General features: G+C 73.0%; 18 protein-coding genes. 8 read left to right on the top strand and 10 right to left on the bottom strand.

From position 1 onward, the window contains the following. Positions 1 to 171: 171 nt before the first annotated feature. The 3 genes from ACTOQ2_RS35990 to ACTOQ2_RS35980 form a co-directional block, all read right to left on the bottom strand. Positions 172 to 654, bottom strand: a complete 483-nt coding sequence (locus ACTOQ2_RS35990) for a general stress protein (protein ID WP_440071448.1) — start codon at positions 652 to 654, stop codon at positions 172 to 174. Between the two features lie 150 nt (positions 655 to 804). Beyond that, entirely contained in the window at positions 805 to 1,620 is an 816-nt protein-coding gene (locus ACTOQ2_RS35985) for a response regulator (protein ID WP_440105271.1), read from the bottom strand. Beyond that, positions 1,617 to 2,717: a histidine kinase gene (locus tag ACTOQ2_RS35980; RefSeq protein WP_440105270.1), complete on the bottom strand. Its 1,101-nt coding sequence runs from the start codon at positions 2,715 to 2,717 to the stop codon at positions 1,617 to 1,619. Before ACTOQ2_RS35980 ends, ACTOQ2_RS35985 begins: the two co-directional genes overlap by 4 nt. A gap of 156 nt (positions 2,718 to 2,873) precedes the next feature. Here ACTOQ2_RS35980 and ACTOQ2_RS35975 point away from each other — a divergent pair, with 156 nt between their 5' ends. After that, positions 2,874 to 3,560 carry an ABC transporter ATP-binding protein gene (locus tag ACTOQ2_RS35975; protein WP_440105269.1) on the top strand — a complete coding sequence of 229 codons (687 nt, stop codon included), beginning with the start codon at positions 2,874 to 2,876 and terminating at the stop codon, positions 3,558 to 3,560. Further along, a complete protein-coding gene (locus ACTOQ2_RS35970) occupies positions 3,557 to 4,291 on the top strand; it encodes an ABC transporter permease (RefSeq protein ID WP_440105268.1) in 735 nt (244 codons plus the stop codon). Before ACTOQ2_RS35975 ends, ACTOQ2_RS35970 begins: the two co-directional genes overlap by 4 nt. Before the next feature lie 140 nt (positions 4,292 to 4,431). Here the strand turns inward: ACTOQ2_RS35970 and menD are convergent, their stop codons facing one another. Both menD and menB read right to left on the bottom strand, forming a co-directional pair. Then, positions 4,432 to 6,090, bottom strand: a complete 1,659-nt coding sequence (menD, locus tag ACTOQ2_RS35965) for a 2-succinyl-5-enolpyruvyl-6-hydroxy-3-cyclohexene-1-carboxylic-acid synthase (RefSeq protein ID WP_440105267.1) — start codon at positions 6,088 to 6,090, stop codon at positions 4,432 to 4,434. Between the two features lie 206 nt (positions 6,091 to 6,296). After that, positions 6,297 to 7,148 carry a 1,4-dihydroxy-2-naphthoyl-CoA synthase gene (gene menB / locus ACTOQ2_RS35960; protein WP_440105311.1) on the bottom strand — a complete coding sequence of 284 codons (852 nt, stop codon included), beginning with the start codon at positions 7,146 to 7,148 and terminating at the stop codon, positions 6,297 to 6,299. Positions 7,149 to 7,299: 151 nt separating this feature from the next. On the opposite strand from menB, the gene ACTOQ2_RS35955 reads away from it, so the two are divergent. From ACTOQ2_RS35955 to ACTOQ2_RS35945, 3 genes are all read left to right on the top strand, one after another. Further along, positions 7,300 to 8,460, top strand: coding sequence for an AMP-binding protein (locus tag ACTOQ2_RS35955; RefSeq protein ID WP_440105266.1), 1,161 nt, complete (start codon positions 7,300 to 7,302; stop codon positions 8,458 to 8,460). Between the two features lie 50 nt (positions 8,461 to 8,510). Beyond that, positions 8,511 to 8,885, top strand: a complete 375-nt coding sequence (locus tag ACTOQ2_RS35950; RefSeq protein WP_440105265.1) for a hypothetical protein — start codon at positions 8,511 to 8,513, stop codon at positions 8,883 to 8,885. A 195-nt stretch (positions 8,886 to 9,080) separates the two neighbouring features. Beyond that, on the top strand, positions 9,081 to 10,484 hold the full coding sequence (locus tag ACTOQ2_RS35945) for an RNA polymerase sigma factor (protein ID WP_440105264.1): 1,404 nt from the start codon (positions 9,081 to 9,083) through the stop codon (positions 10,482 to 10,484). 204 nt (positions 10,485 to 10,688) lie between these two features. On the opposite strand, the gene ACTOQ2_RS35940 is transcribed toward ACTOQ2_RS35945, so the two are convergent. Beyond that, positions 10,689 to 10,898 carry an MbtH family protein gene (locus ACTOQ2_RS35940; RefSeq protein ID WP_440071439.1) on the bottom strand — a complete coding sequence of 70 codons (210 nt, stop codon included), beginning with the start codon at positions 10,896 to 10,898 and terminating at the stop codon, positions 10,689 to 10,691. A gap of 546 nt (positions 10,899 to 11,444) precedes the next feature. Next, positions 11,445 to 11,846: a hypothetical protein gene (locus ACTOQ2_RS35935; protein ID WP_362695838.1), complete on the bottom strand. Its 402-nt coding sequence runs from the start codon at positions 11,844 to 11,846 to the stop codon at positions 11,445 to 11,447. Between the two features lie 265 nt (positions 11,847 to 12,111). Here ACTOQ2_RS35935 and ACTOQ2_RS35930 point away from each other — a divergent pair, with 265 nt between their 5' ends. Both ACTOQ2_RS35930 and ACTOQ2_RS35925 read left to right on the top strand, forming a co-directional pair. After that, positions 12,112 to 12,699 (top strand): TetR/AcrR family transcriptional regulator C-terminal domain-containing protein, encoded by a 588-nt coding sequence (locus ACTOQ2_RS35930; RefSeq protein WP_440105263.1) that lies wholly within the window; start codon positions 12,112 to 12,114, stop codon positions 12,697 to 12,699. Between the two features lie 425 nt (positions 12,700 to 13,124). Further along, complete coding sequence (locus tag ACTOQ2_RS35925) at positions 13,125 to 13,316, top strand: DUF5999 family protein (RefSeq protein ID WP_329094021.1); 192 nt, start codon at positions 13,125 to 13,127, stop codon at positions 13,314 to 13,316. Between the two features lie 6 nt (positions 13,317 to 13,322). Here the strand turns inward: ACTOQ2_RS35925 and ACTOQ2_RS35920 are convergent, their stop codons facing one another. Continuing rightward, on the bottom strand, positions 13,323 to 13,955 hold the full coding sequence (locus ACTOQ2_RS35920) for an alpha/beta hydrolase family protein (RefSeq protein WP_440105309.1): 633 nt from the start codon (positions 13,953 to 13,955) through the stop codon (positions 13,323 to 13,325). Positions 13,956 to 14,088: 133 nt separating this feature from the next. Here ACTOQ2_RS35920 and ACTOQ2_RS35915 point away from each other — a divergent pair, with 133 nt between their 5' ends. Continuing rightward, entirely contained in the window at positions 14,089 to 14,439 is a 351-nt protein-coding gene (locus tag ACTOQ2_RS35915; RefSeq protein WP_440105262.1) for a hypothetical protein, read from the top strand. Positions 14,440 to 14,613: 174 nt separating this feature from the next. Here the strand turns inward: ACTOQ2_RS35915 and ACTOQ2_RS35910 are convergent, their stop codons facing one another. Together ACTOQ2_RS35910 and gcvP are read right to left on the bottom strand one after the other, a co-directional pair. Further along, positions 14,614 to 15,396, bottom strand: coding sequence for a tetratricopeptide repeat protein (locus ACTOQ2_RS35910; RefSeq protein WP_440105261.1), 783 nt, complete (start codon positions 15,394 to 15,396; stop codon positions 14,614 to 14,616). Between the two features lie 126 nt (positions 15,397 to 15,522). Beyond that, a complete protein-coding gene (gene gcvP, locus ACTOQ2_RS35905; RefSeq protein WP_440105260.1) occupies positions 15,523 to 18,387 on the bottom strand; it encodes an aminomethyl-transferring glycine dehydrogenase in 2,865 nt (954 codons plus the stop codon). Positions 18,388 to 18,568: the final 181 nt, after the last annotated feature.

Here is an 18,568-nt window from a genome sequence, read left to right as displayed (position 1 = left end):
CGATGAAGATCGGGGCCCGGTGAAAACCAGGACCCGGTGAATCCGGCCGGCCGGGCGGCCCGGCGGCGGGCACGGGACGGCGGCGCGGGCGATGCCGTCCGCGCCGTCCGCGCCGTCCGCGCCCCGTTCGTGCGGGCCCGGCCCGGGAAGCGCCGGGAAGCGCCGGTCCGGTCAGATCTGCTGGTGCATCTGCTGGGACGTGCCCACGTCGAGCAGCCTGCGCGCCTCGGCGGCGTGCGGGGCCGCGACCAGCACCTCGTAGCGGTCGGCGACGATCGCGCTCGACGAGAGGAAGTCGCGCTTGCCCCCGGTGAGCGCGTGGCCGACCAGTCCGAAGATCGCTCCGGCGATGGCGCCCCAGATCAGGCCCCACAGGACCAGGATGAAGGGGAACCGCCCGGGAGTGAAGATCGCGAAGAACAGGCCGATCAGCAGTCCGAACCAGGCTCCGGTCGCCGCGCCCATCCCCGCGGCGCGAAGATAGGTCAGCCGCCCGAGCACCTGCTCGACGAGCCGGAGACCGACTCCGACGATCATCGTGTGCTCGACCGGGAACTTCTGGTCCGACAGCCGGTCCACGGCACGTTGTGCCTCGGCGTAGTCGCCGAAACCCGCCACCGTCTCGTGGCCGGTCAAACTGACGTCAGGTCGCATGGCACTTCCCTTCGACGGGCACCCGCGAGGTGAATCCGTACGCGATCCACCCTGACCCCGTGACGGCGTCCCCACATCCCCAGACCTGACAGTCATCACCCGACGGTCATCGCCGTCCCCGTCGTCCCCGGCGCCGGTGTCCGGTCCCGGTCAGCCGGGGCCCAGGCCGTGCCGGAAGGCGTAGGTCACCGCCTGGGCCCGGTCGCGCAGTCCCGCCTTGGCGAAGAGGTTGTTGATGTGCGTCTTGACCGTCGCCTCGGAGATGAACAGCTCCTCTGCGATCTCCGTGTTCGAGCGGCCCGCCGCTATCAGCCCCAGCACCTCGCTCTCCCGGCGGGTCAGCCCGTCCGGCAGGCCCGGCGCGCGGCGGCTCCCGGCCACCGCCTCGGCCAGCCGCCGCTGGACGGCGGGGTCGAACTGGGCCTCGCCCTCGACCACGGTGGCGATGGCCGAGGCCAGGGACTCGGCGTCGGTGTCCTTGGTCAGGTAGCCCCGCGCCCCCGCGCCCAGCGCGGCGAAGATCGACTCGTCGTCGGAGTACGTCGTCAGGACCACCACGTGGACGTCCGGGTGGGCCGCCCTGATCCTGCGGGTCGCCTCCACCCCGTCCATGCGGGGCATCCGCAGGTCCATCAGGACCACGTCGGGCCCGAGCGAGCCGGCCAGCTCGACCGCCTCCCGCCCGTCGGCCGCGGCCCCCACGACCTCGACGCCGGGCAGCAGTCCCAGCAGCAGCACCAGACCCTCGCGTACCACCGTCTGGTCGTCGGCCACCAGCACCCGCACGACCACCTCGACCACCTCGTCCCTCGGACCCGCCCGCCCGTCCCCGCGCCGCTCCCGCGCCGGGACGGCCTCGCGGTCGCGCGGCACCGGCGCGTCGGGGCGTACCGTACCGGCACCGGCGTGAACCGTCCACGGCGCGGCACCCGCCCCCGTGGCGGCGCCGCGCCGTGGGCGGCTCACGCCGGGACCCGCAGCAGGACCTCGAAGCCCTCCGCGCCCGGCCGCGCGGCCAGCGAACCGCCGATCAGCTCGGCCCGCTCGCGCATCCCCACCAGCCCGTACCCCCCTTCCCGCGACGCCGGCGGGCCCGGCGGGCCGCCCGTGTCGCGCACCTCCAGCTCGCACCACGCGCCGGCGCGGCGCAGCGCCACCGACACCGCGGCGCCCGGCGCGTGCTTGCGCGCGTTCGTCAGCGCCTCCTGCGCGGTCCTGGCCACCGCCAGCCTGGCCCCCGCCTCCAGCGAGCCGAGGTCCCCGGTGACCGAGACCGCGCAGGGCGCCCCCGTCACCGACCGGAACTCCACGGCCAGCCGCTCCAGCCGCTCGGCCAGCGGAAGCTCCTGCCCGCGCAGCGCGTCGAGCGCCCGGCGGGTCTCCTCCAGTCCGGCGCGCGCCAGCCGCACGGCGCGGTTGACCCGGTCGAGGGCCGCCGCGGGGTCCCCGCCCTGCTCCAGCAGCAGCCGCGCGCCCTCCAGGTGGACGATCTGCGCCGACTGCGAGTGCGCCAGGATGTCGTGGACCTCCCTGGCCAGCCGCGCCCGCTCGGCCAGCACGGCCTCGCCCGCCCGCGCCTCGGCGAGCACCGTGGCGTGCTCCCTGGTCGTCTTCACGTACCGAATCAGGAAGACGAGAATGACGCCGTAGGTGAGGCCCAGGACGTTGCCCATCAACTCCCAGCCCTGCAGCCCGATCAGGAAGGACACGGCCGCCGTTCCGGCGATGTCGGCCGCGACCAGGAGCACCGCCGGCCAGAAGCGGGTCTTGAACGGCGCGGCGTAGAGGACGAAGTACGCGAAACCCAGACCGCTGTAGCGACTGATCGCGTGCAGGGCGAGCCCGCCGGCCAGGGTGGCCGCGAGCAGCCAGGCGCTGCGCCGCGCGTCCTGGCTCAGCAGAGCCCACCCGCAGCAGCCGGAGGTGGCGGCACAGACGAGGAGCACCGTGAGCAGGCCCGGCCAGCCCGTCTCGACCGCGGCGGCCACCGGCCAGTAGAGCAGGTATCCCGCCAGCACGACGGCGAGGAAACAGCGCACCGAGGGGCGGCGGAAAAACGTCACGACGCCACGTTATCCACGGCCCCGGCGGCGGACCATGGGCCCCGGGGTGGAGATCGTCTCCACCCCCGGCCGCCGCGCCCTCCCCCCGGGTGGACGTCGCGGGTTCCACCCCCGGGACCGTGCGTCCCCACCCGCCCCGGGGCCATCGTCGAGGGCATGTCAGCAATCAGCGTCACCCACCTCGGCAAGTCGTTCGGCGGGGTACGAGCCGTCGACGACCTGTCGTTCACGGTGGAACGGGGAACACTCACGGCCTTCATCGGCCCCAACGGGGCGGGCAAGACCACCACCCTGCGCATGATCCTCGGCCTGGTCACGCCCACCGAGGGCACCGCGACCATCGGCGGCGGACCTTACCGCGACCTGGAGCGTCCCGTCGCCACGGTCGGCGCGGTACTGGAGGCCGCGGCCTTCCACCCGGGGCTGAGCGCCCGCACGCACCTGGAGGCGCTCCGCCTCGCCGCGGGACTGGACGCGGAGCGCGTGGAGCACGTGCTGGAACAGGTCGACCTCACCGCCTCGGCCGGCCGCAGGGTGGGGGGCTTCTCCCTGGGCATGCGCCAGCGCCTCGCCCTGGCCTCCGCCCTGCTGGGGGACCCGGAGATCCTCATCCTCGACGAGCCCGCCAACGGCCTGGACCCGACGGGCATGCGCTGGCTGCGGGGCTTCCTGCGGGCCTACGCCCACCAGGGGTGCACGGTCCTGGTCTCCACGCACGTGCTCGCCGAGATCCAGCAGATCGCCGACCACGTGATCGTCGTACGGGCGGGGCGCCTCGCCTGGCAGGGCCCGCTCACCCCGGAGACCGACCTGGAGGAGCTCTACATGGAGGTGACCGCGTGAACGGCCTGATCCGCGCCGAACTGCTCAAGGCGCGCGCGAGCCGCACCACCTGGATCCTGGCCGCCCTGGCACCCCCGCTGTGCGTGGCCTGGGCGGGACTGATGGTCTTCTTCATGGGGCAGGGCAGCGGGACGCCGCTCGACGCGCAGATCGAGAACGTCTACAGCATGACCCAGCAGGCCTACGTCTTCACCCTGCTGCTCGGCGTTCTCGGCATGGCCGGGGAGAACCGCCACCAGACGATCACCTGGCAGTTCCTGGTCAGCCCCGGGCGGGACCGGGTGGTGACGGCGAAACTGGCCGCGTACGCGATCATCGGCCTGGTGATCGCCACGGTCTCGGCGCTGGTCACGCTGGCCGCGGGCCTGGTCATGCTCGGCCTGGCCGGTTACCCCTCCTGGACCCCCCAGGTGCCCGCGGTCCTGCTCGGCTCGGCGCTCGCGGTCGTCCTGTACGGCTTGCTCGGGGTGGGCCTGGGAGCCCTGATCGGCAACCAGGTGGCGGCGGTGACGGTGGCGCTGCTCTGGTTCATGTACGCCGACTACGCGCTCGTCAGCCTCCTGCCCGATCTGGGCAGGTGGCTGCCGACCGGGGCGGCCCGCGCCCTGAGCGGCATGCCCCTGGGCGGCGAACTGCTGCCCGTCTGGGCCGGCGGGCTGCTGTTCGCGGGCTACGTCGCGGTGACCGTGCTCGCCGCCCGCGCGCTGACGCTCCGCCGCGACGTCACGTGACCTCGCCGTACGACGGCACGGACCCCGGCGCGGACGGCGACACAGACGGCGACACAGACGGCGACACGGCGTGCCGTCACGGCCGGCCGTACCGGGTGATCCCGGGGGCACGCGTCACGGCGTGTCCCCGGGAACGCGCGTCACGCCATGGCGTCGCGGACGGCGGCGTGGGCCGCGTCGCGCATCACGGCGTGCAGCCTCGCGTTGGACTCCCGGTCACTGCGCACCTCGACCATGCGCAGCCCCTCGCCGCGCAGCGCCTTGACCAGCTGGCCCGGCTCGTCCACGAAGGTGTACGGCGTGCCGGTGGCGGCGGCCACGTAGCCCAGGTCCACCCCGTGCGAGGTGCCGAAGACCCGCTCGAAGGGGTCGCGCAGCGCGGCCTGGGGCAGCAGCGAGAAGATCCCGCCGCCGTCGTTGTTCACCACGACCAGGCAGAGGTCGGGGCGCGGCTCGCGGGATCCGAGGAGCAGCCCGTTCTGGTCGTGCAGGAAGGTCAGGTCGCCCATCAGGGCGTAGGAGGGGCCGTTGTGGGCGAGGGCGGCGCCCATCGCCGACGACACCACGCCGTCGATCCCGGCCGCCCCCCGGTTGGCCATGATCCGCAGGCCCCGCCGGGGACGCATCGCCTGGTCGAGGTCGCGGATCGGCATGGAGGAACCGGAAAACAGCAGCGCCCCGTTGGGCAGCGCCTCCGCCAGGTCGCGGGCCAGGCGCGGCTCGCTGAGCCCCGACCCGTCCAGCACCTCGTCGATCGCGGCCCTGGCCGCCGTCTCGGCGCGGCGCCAGGAGTGCAGCCACGTGTCGTCGCCCGCTGCGACCGGGATCTCCACCACCTGGGCCACCTGGGTGGCCGAGCGGGTCGGGTCGGGCCAGCGGGTCATGTCGGCCGCGACCACGATGTGCTCGCCCGCGTGCCTCAGCCAGTTGAGCAGCGGCCGGGACAGGCCCGGGCGGCCCAGGGTGACCACGACGTCGGGGCGGTGCCGGTCGGCGAACTCCGGGGTGCCCAGGAGGAAGTGGTAGGCCGACATCGCGTGGTCGCCGTAGCGGGCGCCGCCGTTGGGCTCCGACAGGATCGGCCACCCGGCCATGCCCGCCGCCGCCACGTACCTGCGGGTGTTGGTCGCGCCGTCGCCGACGACCAGCACGCCCCGCCGGGTCGGCGGCAGGTGCAGCGCCACCGGCGGGGAGCCCACCCTGGCGCGCACCCACGGACCCGCGGCGTCGCCCTCCAGGGACTCGGACCAGGACGGGTCGCCGTCCGGGATCAGCGGCTCGCGGAAGGCCACGTTGAGGTGGACGGGCCCCGGGTCGTACGGGCCCATCGCGCGCTGGTAGGCGCGGCAGGCCGTCGACCGCCAGTAGGCGACCTGGCCGGGACGGTCCTCGGGCACGCCGATCTCGCTGAACCAGCGGACGGCCGTGCCGTACAGCTTGATCTGGTCGACGGTCTGGCTGGCACCGGTGTCGCGCAGCTCGGGCGGGCGGTCGGCGGTGAGCACCAGCAGCGGCACCCCCGACTCGTGCGCCTCGATGACGGCCGGGTGGAAGTTGGCCGCCGCGGTGCCGGAGGTGCAGATCAGGACGACCGGACGATCGCTGCGGCGGGCCAGGCCCACCGCCAGGTGGGAGGCCGAGCGCTCGTCCACCCGCACGTGCAGCCGGAGGCGGCTGTCGGCGTGCACGGCCAGGGCGAGCGGCGCCGAACGCGAACCCGGTGCGAGCACCACGTCCGTCAGACCGCAGCGGGCCAGCTCGTCGACCAGCACCGTCGCGAGCGCGGTCGCGGGATTCACCGCACCGCCTCCTTATCTCCGTACATCTCCGCACCCGGGGGTGAGTCCGTCCTGAGGCGCGCGAAAGCGCCCTCGCCTGCGCGGGGCGGCGCGCCCGGGGACCGAGTCCGTTCGGATCCCCGCTGCCCCCGGGAGCGGCGGGGCACTGTGCCCTCGCCTGTGCCCTCGCCGCCCGCGGCCGCGCCGGAACCTGTCGTCGGCCGCCCCTAGGGACGGCGCGGGAACCTGCCGAAGTCGGGGGAGCGCTTCTCCTTGAACGCGTTGCGCCCCTCCTGCGCCTCCTCGCTCATGTAGTAGAGCAGGGTGGCGTCACCGGCGAACTGCTGCATCCCCGCGGCGCCGTCGGTGACCGCGTTCAGCGCGCCCTTGAGCATGCGCAGGGCCAGCGGCGACTTGTCCAGCATCTCCCTGGCCCACTTGACCGTCTCGGTCTCGAGCTCGGCGAGCGGCACGACCGCGTTGACCAGACCCCAGTCGAGGGCCTTCTGCGCGTCGTACTGGCGGCAGAGGTACCAGATCTCGCGGGCCCGCTTCAGGCCGACGGTCTCGGCCAGCAGCCAGGAGCCGTAGCCGCCGTCGAAGGAGCCGACCTTGGGGCCGGTCTGGCCGAAGACCGCGTTGTCGGCTGCGATGGACAGGTCGCAGCACACGTGCAGCACGTGGCCGCCACCGATGGCGTAACCGGCGATCATGGCGATGACCGGCTTGGGACAGCGGCGGATCTGGACCTGCAGGTCGAGCACGTTGAGCCGGCCGACGTGCGGGGTGGACTTGTCGACGTAGCCGTCGTCGCCGCGGATCTTCTGGTCGCCCCCGGAGCAGAAGGCCCTGTCGCCCGCGCCGGTGAAGATGATCACACCGACCTCGGAGTCCTCCTGGGCGACGTTGAAGGCGTCCTTGAGCTCGAAGAGCGTCGTCGGGCGGAACGCGTTGTGCCGCTCCGGACGGTTGATCGTGATCTTGGCGATGCCCTCGCCGGTCTCGTAGACGATGTCCTCGTACTGCCCGGACCTCTTCCAGTCGACAGCGCCTTCGCGCTCGGAGGCCGTCTCCGCCACCACCTGCTCGTCCACGCCCGGCTCGACCCGCTCCGTGCTCACGATGGCTTCACCCTCTCCGCTTTACCGGGACCACCCCGGCTGTTGTCCGGCATTCGGCACTAACCTTACGACCGTGATGACCATTCCTGTGCAAGAGGAGTGGCTTTCCGTGCAACGGGAATTGCACGCCGTGGTGTCGGCGCCGGGCCCGGAGCTGTTCCGGGCCGTCGGCGCGGCACTGGACGGCCACGGTCCCGCCGTACTGCCCCTCTCCCCCGCCCTGCCCGCCCCCGCGCTGCGGGCGACGCTCGACGCGCTGCGTCCGACCCACGTCGACGGGGTCCGCCGCGAGGGCGGCGTCGGCGTGCCCGCCGAGGTCGCGGTGGTCATCGCCACCAGCGGCTCGACCGGCGCCCCCAAGGGCGCGCAGCTGTCCGCCGAGGCCCTGCTCGCCTCCGCGTCGGCCTCGCTGCGGCGTCTGGAGGCCGGGGCGGGCGAGCGCTGGCTGTGCTGCCTGCCCCCCTCCCACGTGTCCGGCCTGCAGGTCCTGGTGAGGTCGCTGCTGGGCGGGACCGAGCCGATCGTGCACGACGGGTTCTCCCCCGAGGCCGTCCTCTCCAGCGGCGCGGACCACGTCTCGCTGGTGCCGACCCAGCTGCGCCGGCTGCTCCAGGTGAGTTCGGCGCGTCTCCAGCGTCTGTCGGCGTTCAGGACGATCCTGCTCGGCGGCGCCGCCGCTCCCCCCGGCCTGCTCGCCGAGGCCCGCGCGGCCGGGGCCAGGGTGATCACCACGTACGGCATGAGCGAGACCTGCGGCGGGTGCGTCTACGACGGCGAGCCCCTCGACGGGGTGGGGGTCGACATCGGCGACGACGGCCGGATCCGCCTGGGCGGGCCCGTGCTGTTCTCCGGCTACCGGCTGCGCCCCGACCTCACCGAGGCCGCCCGCGACGGCGAGTGGTTCCTCACCTCGGACCTGGGCGTCCTGGAGGGCGGGCGGCTGCGCGTGCTGGGGCGGGCCGACGACGTCATCAACACCGGGGGCGAGAAGGTCGTCGCCGCGGCGGTGGCCGCCGTGGTGGCCGAGCATCCCGCGATCGTCGACGCCGTGGTGGTAGGCCGTCCCGACCCCGAGTGGGGCGAGCGGGTGGTGGCCGTCGTCGTCTCGCCCTCCCCGCCGTCCCTGGCCGAGGTGCGCGCCTTCGCCAAGGAGCGGCTGCCCGCCTACGCGGCCCCCGCCGACCTGATCGTTGTGACCGAAATACCACTTTTGGCCAATGGCAAGCCGGATCTCGAAACTCTCCGTTATGGTCGTGATCGGGAACCGTGAAGGTGCCGTGACACGTCCAACAGGTAGCCGAAGCAGGAAGGACAAGCCCGATGAACGTCACCCGCAAGACATGGGTCTCGGCTGGAATCGTGAGCCTGGTCCTCGCCGGCGGCATTTCCGTGACGGCGGCCGCCGCGTCGGGCGGGATCGGGAAGGCGGAGAAACCGTCGGCCGAGCCGGTGCCGGTCGCCCCGAACGAGCCGGGAACGCCCTCCCCGGAGCCGTCCCCGACCACGCCCGTCCCTCCCGCTGAGGACTTCGTGGTGTCCAGGGAGGTCAATCCCGACCCCCGGAAGGTCGTCGAGTACTGGAGCGAGAACCGCCTCGAGGAGGCGGAGCCCTTCCCGATGCCCATGGTCGACGGCCCCGTACTCGAAGGCTCCGCGGACCCGGCTCAAGAGGGCCCCGTGGAAGTGATCGAATAGGCCCTCTCGGGCGCCCACGTGCGGGTGGATCGCCGGGAAGGCGGTCCGCCCCTCATATTTTCCGGGCCGGGTCGGGAACAGAAAGTTCTTGCCTGGGGTTATTGGTACTGGTGCGCCGAGCGGCCCCCAGACCGCCCCACCCCAAGACCAGCAGACCGTAAATTCAGACGACTCCGTGATGGAGGAGGTGTCCTCATGCCCCCAACCGCCGTGGCGACCTCATCTGAGGCCCCGACGACCCTCGACCAGCTCCTTGACCGAGGGCGAGTCCAGGGCCACCTTTCACTCGCGGAGCTGCGCCACGCCTTCGCCGAGGCGGGCATCAGCCCGACCGAGGGCAGGTCGATCCTGCGCGAGCTCACCGAGGCGGGCGTCAGCCTGGCGGCCGAGAACGAGCCCGCGCTGTCCGCGTCCGGCGCCAAGAGCACCCGCAAGACCCCCGTCCGCAAGGCCAAGGCCGCGCCCGCGAGGAAGGGCGCGGCGAAGACCGAGACCACGGCCGGCGCCCCGGACACCGCCACGACCGGTGCGGAGCCCGCGGGCGACCTCAAGACCGCCAAGCCCGCCAGGAAGACCGGGGCCGCGAAGGACGCCAAGGACGCCGCGGCGGAGCTCGACGACGAGTGGAACCCGCCGGAGGAGACCGAGGTGGAGGTCGAGCCGACCCTCGACCTCGACGACCAGTCCTCCGTCATGGGCGACTCGGTGCACACCTACCTGAAGTCGATCGGCCGTCGCACCCTGCTCACCGCCGCGCAGGAGGTCGAGCTGGCCAAGCGCATCGAGGCCGGGCTGTACGCCGAGTCCAAGCTGGAGGCCGACCCGGGCCTGTCCGCGGCCGCGCGCGACGACCTGGAGTGGATCGCCGAGGACGGCCGCCGGGCCAAGGACCACATGCTGGAGGCCAACCTCCGCCTGGTCGTCTCCGTGGCGAAGAAGTACACCGACCGGGGCATGGCCCTGCTCGACGTGGTCCAGGAGGGCAACCTGGGCCTGATCCGCGCGGTGGAGAAGTTCGACTACACCAAGGGCTACAAGTTCTCCACCTACGCCATGTGGTGGATCCGCCAGGCCATCCAGCGCGGCTTCGCCGACTCGGCCCGCACCATCAGGCTTCCGGTGCACGTGCTGGAGATGCTCTCCAAGCTGTCGCGCGTCGAGCGTGACATGCACCAGCGTCTGGGCCGCGAGCCCACGCCGGAGGAGCTGGGCGTCGAGCTCGACAAGACCCCCGACCAGATCGAGGAGCTGCTGCGCACCAGCCGCCAGCCGATCAGCCTCAACGCCACCATCGGCGAGGACGGCGAGACCACCATCGGCGACCTCATCGAGGACGTCGACTCGCCCGAGGCGTCGGAGGTCGTCGACCGCCAGCTGCTGGGCGAGCAGCTGCGCGGCGTGCTCGGCAACCTCTCCCCCAGGGAGGCCAAGATCATGGCCCTGCGCTTCGGCCTCGTCGACGGCAAGCCGCACACCCTCGACGAGATCGGCAAGTATCTCGGCCTGACGCGCGAGCGCATCCGCCAGCTGGAGAAGGAGTCGCTCTCCAAGCTCCGCCACCCCAGCAACACCCGCCCGCTGCTCGACTGGGCCAGCTGACCGGCGGCGGGCCGTTCCGAAGTCCCGAAGGGCGCCACCGCGAGACCTCCCGGTCCGCGGTGGCGCCCTTCGGCGTGTTCCGGCCCCCGCGGGGAGTGCCCCCCGGAGGGACCGGCGGGAGCGCGAGGCGCCCCTCCCCGAGGGGCGCGGTACGGGAACCGGGGCGACGGTCCCCGTACCGGCCCTCGAAGATCTCGAAGGAGGTCAGCCGCCCATCTCGGCGACGAGGCTTCTGGGGCGCATGTCGGTCCAGGAGCCTTCGACGTAGGCCAGGCAGCCGGCGCGGGAGTCCTCACCGTGGACGATCTCCCACCCCGGGGGGACGTCGGCGAACGCGGGCCACAGCGAGTGCTGCCCCTCGGCGTTCACCAGCACCAGGAAGGACGCGTTCTCGTCGTCGAAGGGGTTGGTCATCGGATACCTCCAGCATGGGTGTGCCGGGTGGCGAACCCGGCCGTGTGGACTCGCCCGGCACCGGGATTCCCGGCCGGCGCCGCCCGCCGGCGCGCCCAGGGGTCGGCGACCGTCGTCCCCCGCCGGATGCGAGGAGCCGTCCGGATGCGAGGAGCCGTCCGGGCGCGAGGAGCCGTCCGGGCGCGAGAAAAAGGCAGACGAAAATGACATAACTGCGTGCACCTCAGCGAAGTGCCTGGTCACGGCGTTGACGGAGTGGCCGGAGAGGCCACCGAGGCGGAGTATCTTATTAGGGAAGCCTAACCTAAAATCTGCCACATTGGGAGGCCGGGCCGCGACGACCGGTCATCAGGGCCGAATCACCGCCGCCTCCCCCGGCCCGTTCCGGAACGGCGAAACCGCCCGTCACGGGAACGCGTGACGAGCGGCGAGAGGCCGTTCGAACCGGGTCCGCGGGTGGGGACCGGTGGGCGGATCAGATCCGCGCCCGGGCACCCGCGGCCGAAAGCCCCGGCGAGGACCAGGGACGAGGTCCGGGAACGGAGATCAGCGGGCCGAGGCGGCGACCGGGCGCGGGACCCTGGGAATGCCGGTCAGCCGGTTCTGCTCGCGAAGGGTGCGCAGGCGGTTGACCTCGGCGGTCCACTCGGCGCCCTTCGGGGTGGCCCTGCCCTTGCGGCGGCGGATCCGGTCGTCGTACGACCTGATCCCGAACGTCGCGCGCTGGTTGGCCTCGGCCGCGCGCAGGGCCTCGGTGAGCGCCCTGTCGAAGGCCAGCCCGGCGGCTCGCAGCTCCTGCACGGGGGCCGCGGCGGCCTGAGCCCGGCGCACCTCGGCCTCGGCCTCGCGCGCCTTCTCCAGAAGCTCGGGGAAGCTCTTCCCGACCTCCTGGTCAGCGTGGTGACGAACCTCCGCCTCCCGGCTCACGCGCGGTCGGAAAAACGCCATCTTCTTCCCTCTCTCGCCGGTCGCCGGTCTCCTCCGGCAGATCACCGCTCGTAGCCTACGCGGTCCGCCCCCACCCCACATACTCAGGGACCGGGCCTCCCGCGAAGCGGTTCGCGCCGCCGGCCACCTCACCGTGCGGCACCGTCGGCCGTCTCACGGTGCGGCTCCATCGGCCGCCTCGCCGCAGGGCGGGGCCGGGGAACCTTCGTCCTGCCCGGCGCGCCGTCCTTTACGCAGTAAGGTGAGGGGTGGCAGGATGCCACCCATGCCTGCCAAGCGACCTCCCGTCCCGCTCTCCAGGGAGCGCATCATCGACGCCGCCCTCCACATCGCCGACGGCCAGGGGCTCCGGCGCCTGACGATGCGGCGGCTGGGCGACGCGCTCCAGGTGGAGGCGATGGCCATCTACCACCACCTGCCGCGCGGCAAGGACGCCCTGATGGACGCGCTGGCCGAGCACGTCACCACCGTCCACGCCGAGCCCGGCGGGAGCTGGCAGGACAGCGCGAGGGCCTGGTGCCGGGCGAGCCGGGCCGCGCTGAGGGAGCATCCCGGGGTGCTGGCCCTGGCCCTGACCAAGCCGCCGAGGGGCAGGGCGGCGATCGCCATCAGGGAGCAGATCGACCAGCTGACCGACGCGGGACTGGCCGACGCAGCGGGCGCGGTACGGGCCCTTCGGGCCTACGTCTTCGGCGCGGTGGCGGTGGAGGTGCAGCAGTCGGGCTGGGCCGAGCCCTCGGGCGACGAGGACGAGCCCTGGCGTCCCCCGTCCAGGGGAGGCGGCAGCCCGGGGGCGGACGCCGACTTCGAGCACGGGCTGGACGCGCTCCTGGCCGGCCTGGGCGCGCGGTGAGCGCATCGGACCCGGTAAGGGACGGTCAGGGGTGTGAAAACCCGCGTCGGCGCACGTCAGCAACTTGTAACCGATCGTTTACCTGCCTGGCGGCGTGTCGCACTTGGTCGAATGTCCTTATATGAGGCATGCTGTGTTATAGGTCACATCCCCTGATAAAGCCCTGACGGACTGACCCCTTACCAGTTCTCAAACAGTCCTAACGGGCTATGTCGCCAAGGTGCGATCGATCGCACACTTGATCTGCTTGATGTGCGGCTCCCGTTCTGTTAGGGACCGCATGGCCATATATCAACATTCAGATGCTCGTCCCCGTCATACGTGGGAACGGAGACCCATCGGTGACGGTGCCGCCGGATGTCCGATGCCCACCCGTGCCCGGTGTGACCCGGGCGAGCCGACACGAGAGATCCGGAGGCACGCCGATGTGCCCGCACGAGCCGTCCTGTCCGTCCGCCGACGCGCTGGACCGCGAAGCCGCCCGCACCATGGCGGCCCACCCCGAGCAGGGCTGGAGCCTGCTCTGCAACGGTGTGGTGCTGTTCGACGACACCGGCGAGCTCCTCCCGGACGGTGCCGTCATCGAGCCGCATCGGCCACTGGCCGGCGTGGTCTGAGGCCCGTCACACCCGACCGGTCACGCTGAGCGGGTCCACCGAGCCCGGCCGCATCCTCGCGTCGAGCCACCCGGCGACCACCTCGCCCACCCCGGCGGGATTCCTCCCGAGGTCGTGACCCTCTCCCGGCAGCACCACCAGGCGCGCGACGTCCGCCGCCTCGGGCACGCCGAACGGGTCACGGTCTCCGTTCACCACCAGCACGTCCACACCCGCCGCGCGCAGCTCCCCGGCACGTGACCGCTCCGGCTTCCCCGGCGGGTGCAGCGGGAACGCCAGCGCGACGACCGCGCGGGCCCCGACCCTCCCGGCCGTACGGCACGCGACCCTGGCCCCGTTGCTCCGCCCGCCCTGCACCAGCGGCAGCCCCGGATAGCGCCCGCGCAGCCCGGCCACCAGCGTCTCCCACGCCTCGTCCTGCTTGACCGCCGACCCCGGCGCGCGGGCTCCGCGCATCCGGAACGGCTGGAGCACCCGCGCGACCGTCCCGCCGATCGCCGTCGCGGCGTCCCGCACGGCCAGCAGGTCGGGGGCGTCCACTCCCCCGGCCGAGCCGTGGGTGAGCACCAGCAGGAAACGCGGGGCGGCCACCTCGTCGATCTCCACCAGCGCCGGGCCGTGCGGGGTCGCGATCTCCACGGGCGGGACCGCGCGCGCCGGGAACCCCGATCCCGGCGCGGACGCGCCGTCGGGAGGGGTGGACTCGGAGGTGGACACGGATCTCCTCCTATTGACTGATGCCTGGCGGCCGGTGTGAAGGAACAATCGAAGCGTGCAGGACTATCAAGATATCCGCCAGGACATGCGTGCCACCGTCGAGGCCCGGCGCGACCTCGGCCCCGAGTACGAGGCCGCCCTCATCGAGTCGTTCGTGTCACGCCTGGACGCGACCATCGCCCACCGGGTGCGCGCCGAGATGCACGCCTCCGGGGCGCCGAAGGCCAAGTCGCGCAAGAACTCGAACAGCTCGATCCCGCTCGCCCTCGGTTCGATGGGCATCGGGATCCCGCTGACCGCCATCGCGGCGCAGACCTCCGGCACCGCCGGGCTGCTGCTGGCCTGGGGCGGAATCGTGGCGATCAACTTCGCCCACGCCCTGAGCCGCTGGCGGGAGCGCGACTGACACCCGCCAGAAGTCCCACCCGGCCTCTCCGGCTCCCCGGTCCCGCCTCGGACGGCCCGGAATCCGCGAGGCCAGGCCGCAGGGAAGGCCGGTGCCCGTGCGAGGTCTCCCACGGGCACGACGAGCATCGCGCCTTCACCCGGGAGGCCGGCAGGCGCGCCGCGCGCCCCGGGTTCAGAGGTCCCGGTCGAGGCGGAGGCGGACCTCACCGGCGAGATCCTCGTCGGCGCTGTCCAGGCCGTAGCGCCACACGCGCTCGGCGTCCTCGTCGCGGCCCCTGAGCGGGAGCGTGCGGGCCAGGAGCTCGATGGCCAGCGCGCCGGTCTCGACGTCGCCGCCCTCCTCGATCGCGGCGGAGAACTCCGCGCACGCCAGCTCCAGGTGAGCGATGCCGAGCATCACCCGCAGCCTCGGCACCTCGGCCGCGTCGGGCACCGAGAGCGCCTCCAGGAGCACCTGGGCGGCCTCCCCCGGCTCGCCCTCCTCCAGGAGTGCCTCCGCCAGCCGCTGGGCGGCACGAGGAGCGATCTCCGGGTCGGCGGTGGCCAGCGCGTCACGCAACGACCGCTCGGCCTCCTCCGCGCCCGTGGCGAGCCTGGCGAGGGCCATGTGCGCCAGCGGGACGTAGGCGGGATGGCCGACGCCCAGCGCGGCCTGCCAGGCAGCGCGGGCCTGGTCGGCCAGGTCCTCCCGCTCGAAGCTCCCCGCGAGCAGGCAGGCGGCCTGGGCGGCGAACTCCGGATGCCCGGTCGCCAGCGCGGTGCGCGCGGCCGCGCGGGAACCCGCCACGTCCCCGCTCTCCTCCAGCACCACCGCGAGACCCACCGCCGCCTGGGCCCGGTCGGGCTCGTCGGGATCGGCGACCAGCTCGGCGAAGATCGCGGCGGCGCCGTCGAGGTCGCCCGCCTCGGCCAGTCTTCGCGCGGTGTCCAAGGGACGGGTGTCCACCTCAGGCATGCAGGATCCTTCCGGATACGGAGACGCCCCGAGCCTAACGACTCGGGGCGCCCTCCGTCCTGTCGCATTCCCCGCGAATATCGAGGGTCGCGCGGGCCTCCGATCCCGGCCGCTCCCCGGCGGTGATCAGTCCTCGTACGCCTCCAGGGGAGGGCAGGAGCAGACCAGGTTGCGGTCACCGTAGGCCTGGTCGATGCGGCGGACCGGCGACCAGTACTTGCCCTCGCGCACCGACGGCAGCGGGTAGGCCGCCTCGGTGCGGCTGTAGGGGTGGCCCCACTCGTCGGCGACGAGGCTGTCGGCCGTGTGCGGGGCGTTGCGCAGCGGGTTGTCGGTCTTGTCGTACGCCCCGGAGGCGACCTTCGCGATCTCCTCGCGAATCGCGATCATCGCCTCGCAGAACCGGTCGAGCTCGGCCAGGTCCTCGCTCTCGGTCGGCTCGATCATCAGCGTGCCGGCCACCGGGAAGGACATGGTCGGGGCGTGGAAGCCGTAGTCGATGAGGCGCTTGGCCACGTCGTCGACCGTCACCCCGGTCTCCTTGGTGATCTGGCGCAGGTCCACGATGCACTCGTGGGCGACCAGGCCGCCGCGGCCGGTGTAGAGGACCGGGTAGTGGGGGCTGAGCCTGCGGGCCAGGTAGTTGGCCGACAGGATGGCCTGCTCGGTGGCCGCCTTCAGCCCGTCGGCGCCCATCATCCGGATGTAGGCCCAGGAGATGGGCAGGATGCCCGCGGAGCCGTACGGGGCCGCCGAGACCGGGCCGACCGCTGTGCCTTCGCCGCCCTCGCGCAGCGGGTGGCCGGGCAGGTAGTCGGCCAGGTGGGCGCGGACCGCGACCGGGCCGACGCCGGGACCGCCGCCGCCGTGCGGGATGCAGAAGGTCTTGTGCAGGTTCAGGTGGGAGACGTCCGCCCCGAATTCGCCGGGCCTGGCCAGGCCGACCAGCGCGTTGAGGTTGGCGCCGTCGACGTAGACCTGCCCTCCCGCCTCGTGCACCAGCTCGCAGATCCGCACGATCGTCTCCTCGTACACGCCGTGCGTGGACGGGTAGGTCACCATGATCGCGGCGAGCTGCTCGCGGTGCTTGTCGATCTTCGCGACGAGGTCGTCGACGTCCACGTTGCCCTGGTCGTCACAGGCGACCACGGCCACGCGCATGCCCGCCATCACCGCGCTCGCGGCGTTGGTGCCGTGCGCGGAGGAGGGGATCAGGCAGACGTCGCGGCCCGACTCGCCGCGGGCGGTGTGGTAGGCGCGGATCGCCAGGAGCCCGGCGAACTCGCCCTGGGAGCCGGCGTTCGGCTGGAGCGACACGGCGTCGTAGCCGGTGACCTCGGCCAGCCAGCGCTCCAACTGCCCGATCAGCTCGATGTAACCCGCGGCCTGGTCCTCGGGCGCGTAGGGGTGCAGCCCGGCGAACTCCGGCCAGGTGATCGGCTCCATCTCGGTGGTCGCGTTGAGCTTCATGGTGCAGGAGCCCAGCGGGATCATCGACCGGTCGAGCGCGATGTCCTTGTCCTGGAGCCTGCGCAGGTAGCGCAGCATGGCCGTCTCGGAGCGGTGGCTGTGGAAGACCGGGTGGGTCAGGTAGTCGCTGACCCGGGCCAGCGCGGCGGGCAGCGCGTCGTGCGCGGCGGCGTCGAGGTCGGCGAGCACGGCGCCGCTGATCCCGAAGGCGGCCAGGACCTGCTCCAGGTGGAGGAGCTCGGTCCTCTCGTCGCAGGTGACGCCCACGTGGTCGGCGTCGACCAGGCGCAGGTTCACCCCGTTGTCGCGGGCCGCGGCGACGACCGCCTCGGCGCGGCCGGGCACCTTGGCGAGCACGGTGTCGAAGAAGGTGTCGTGCACGACCTCGACGCCGCCCTGGCGCAGGCCCTCGGCGAGCACGACGGCGTGCCGGTGGGTGCGGCGGCCGATCCTGCGCAGGCCCTCGGGGCCGTGGTAGACGGCGTACATGCCGGCGATCACGGCGAGCAGCACCTGCGCGGTGCAGATGTTGCTGGTGGCCTTCTCGCGGCGGATGTGCTGCTCTCGGGTCTGGAGCGCGAGCCGGTACGCGGGGCGCCGGTCGGCGTCCTGGGAGACGCCCACCAGGCGGCCGGGCAGCTGGCGCTGGAGGCCGTCGCGGACCGCCATGTAGGCGGCGTGCGGGCCGCCGAAGCCGAGGGGGACGCCGAAGCGCTGCGAGGAGCCGACCGCGATGTCGGCGCCGAGCTCGCCGGGCGCGGCCAGCAGGGTGAGGGCCAGCAGGTCGGCGGCGGCGACCACCTGGGCGCCGCGCGCGTGGGCGGCGTCGGCGATGGCGCGGAAGTCGCGAATCCTGCCGCTGGCGCCGGGATACTGCACGAGCACCCCGAAGCACTCGGGGAGTTCGGCGGTGAAGTCGCTCTCGACCAGCTCGATGCCGAGCGGCTCGGCGCGGGTGCGCAGCACCGCCTTGGTCTGCGGCAGCGCGTCGGCGTCCACCACGAACACCTTCGAGGGGCTGCGGCCCGCGCGGCGGGCCAGGGTCATCGCCTCGGCGGCGGCGGTGGCCTCGTCCAGCAGGGAGGCCCCGGCGACGTCGAGGGCGGTCAGGTCGGAGACGACGGTCTGGAAGTTGATCAGAGCTTCCAGGCGGCCCTGGGAGATCTCCGGCTGGTAGGGCGTGTACGCGGTGTACCAGCCCGGGTTCTCCAGGAGGTTGCGGCGGATGACGCCCGGGGTGATCGTGTCGTGGTACCCCAGGCCGATCATCGAGGTGAGCACGGTGTTGCGCCCGGCGAGGACCCGCAGCTCGGCGAGAGCCTCGGACTCCCCGGCCGCCGGGGGCAGGCTCAGCCGCTCCGAGGAACGGATCGCCTCGGGCACGGCCACCGCGACCAGGTCGGCGACGGAGGCGAATCCGACCGCCTCCAGCATGCGGGTCTGGCCGGCGTCGTCCGGCCCTATGTGACGGGTCGCGAACGCGGGAGAGCCGAGTTCGCTGAGCGATGACAGGTCGGTCATTGGTGAAGCCTCCCGGGACGGGGTGGAGACCGGCGCTGGGCGCGGGCGTATGCCTGGTCTCCCCCTCTGTCATCACGACCGTCGTGCGGGGTCGTGACCTGAGAGCTTCACCTGCCCGTTGCCGGGAGGCTTGCACCGTCGGTGAGTCGCGCCTGGCGAGCGCGCCTGCTTTCCAGAGTTG

This window comes from Streptosporangium sp. H16, assembly GCF_051918855.1.
Taxonomy (GTDB): Bacteria; Actinomycetota; Actinomycetes; order Streptosporangiales; family Streptosporangiaceae; genus Streptosporangium.
Note: the sequence above shows the minus strand (reverse complement) of the source record. Positions and strands in the feature narration are given on the sequence as shown.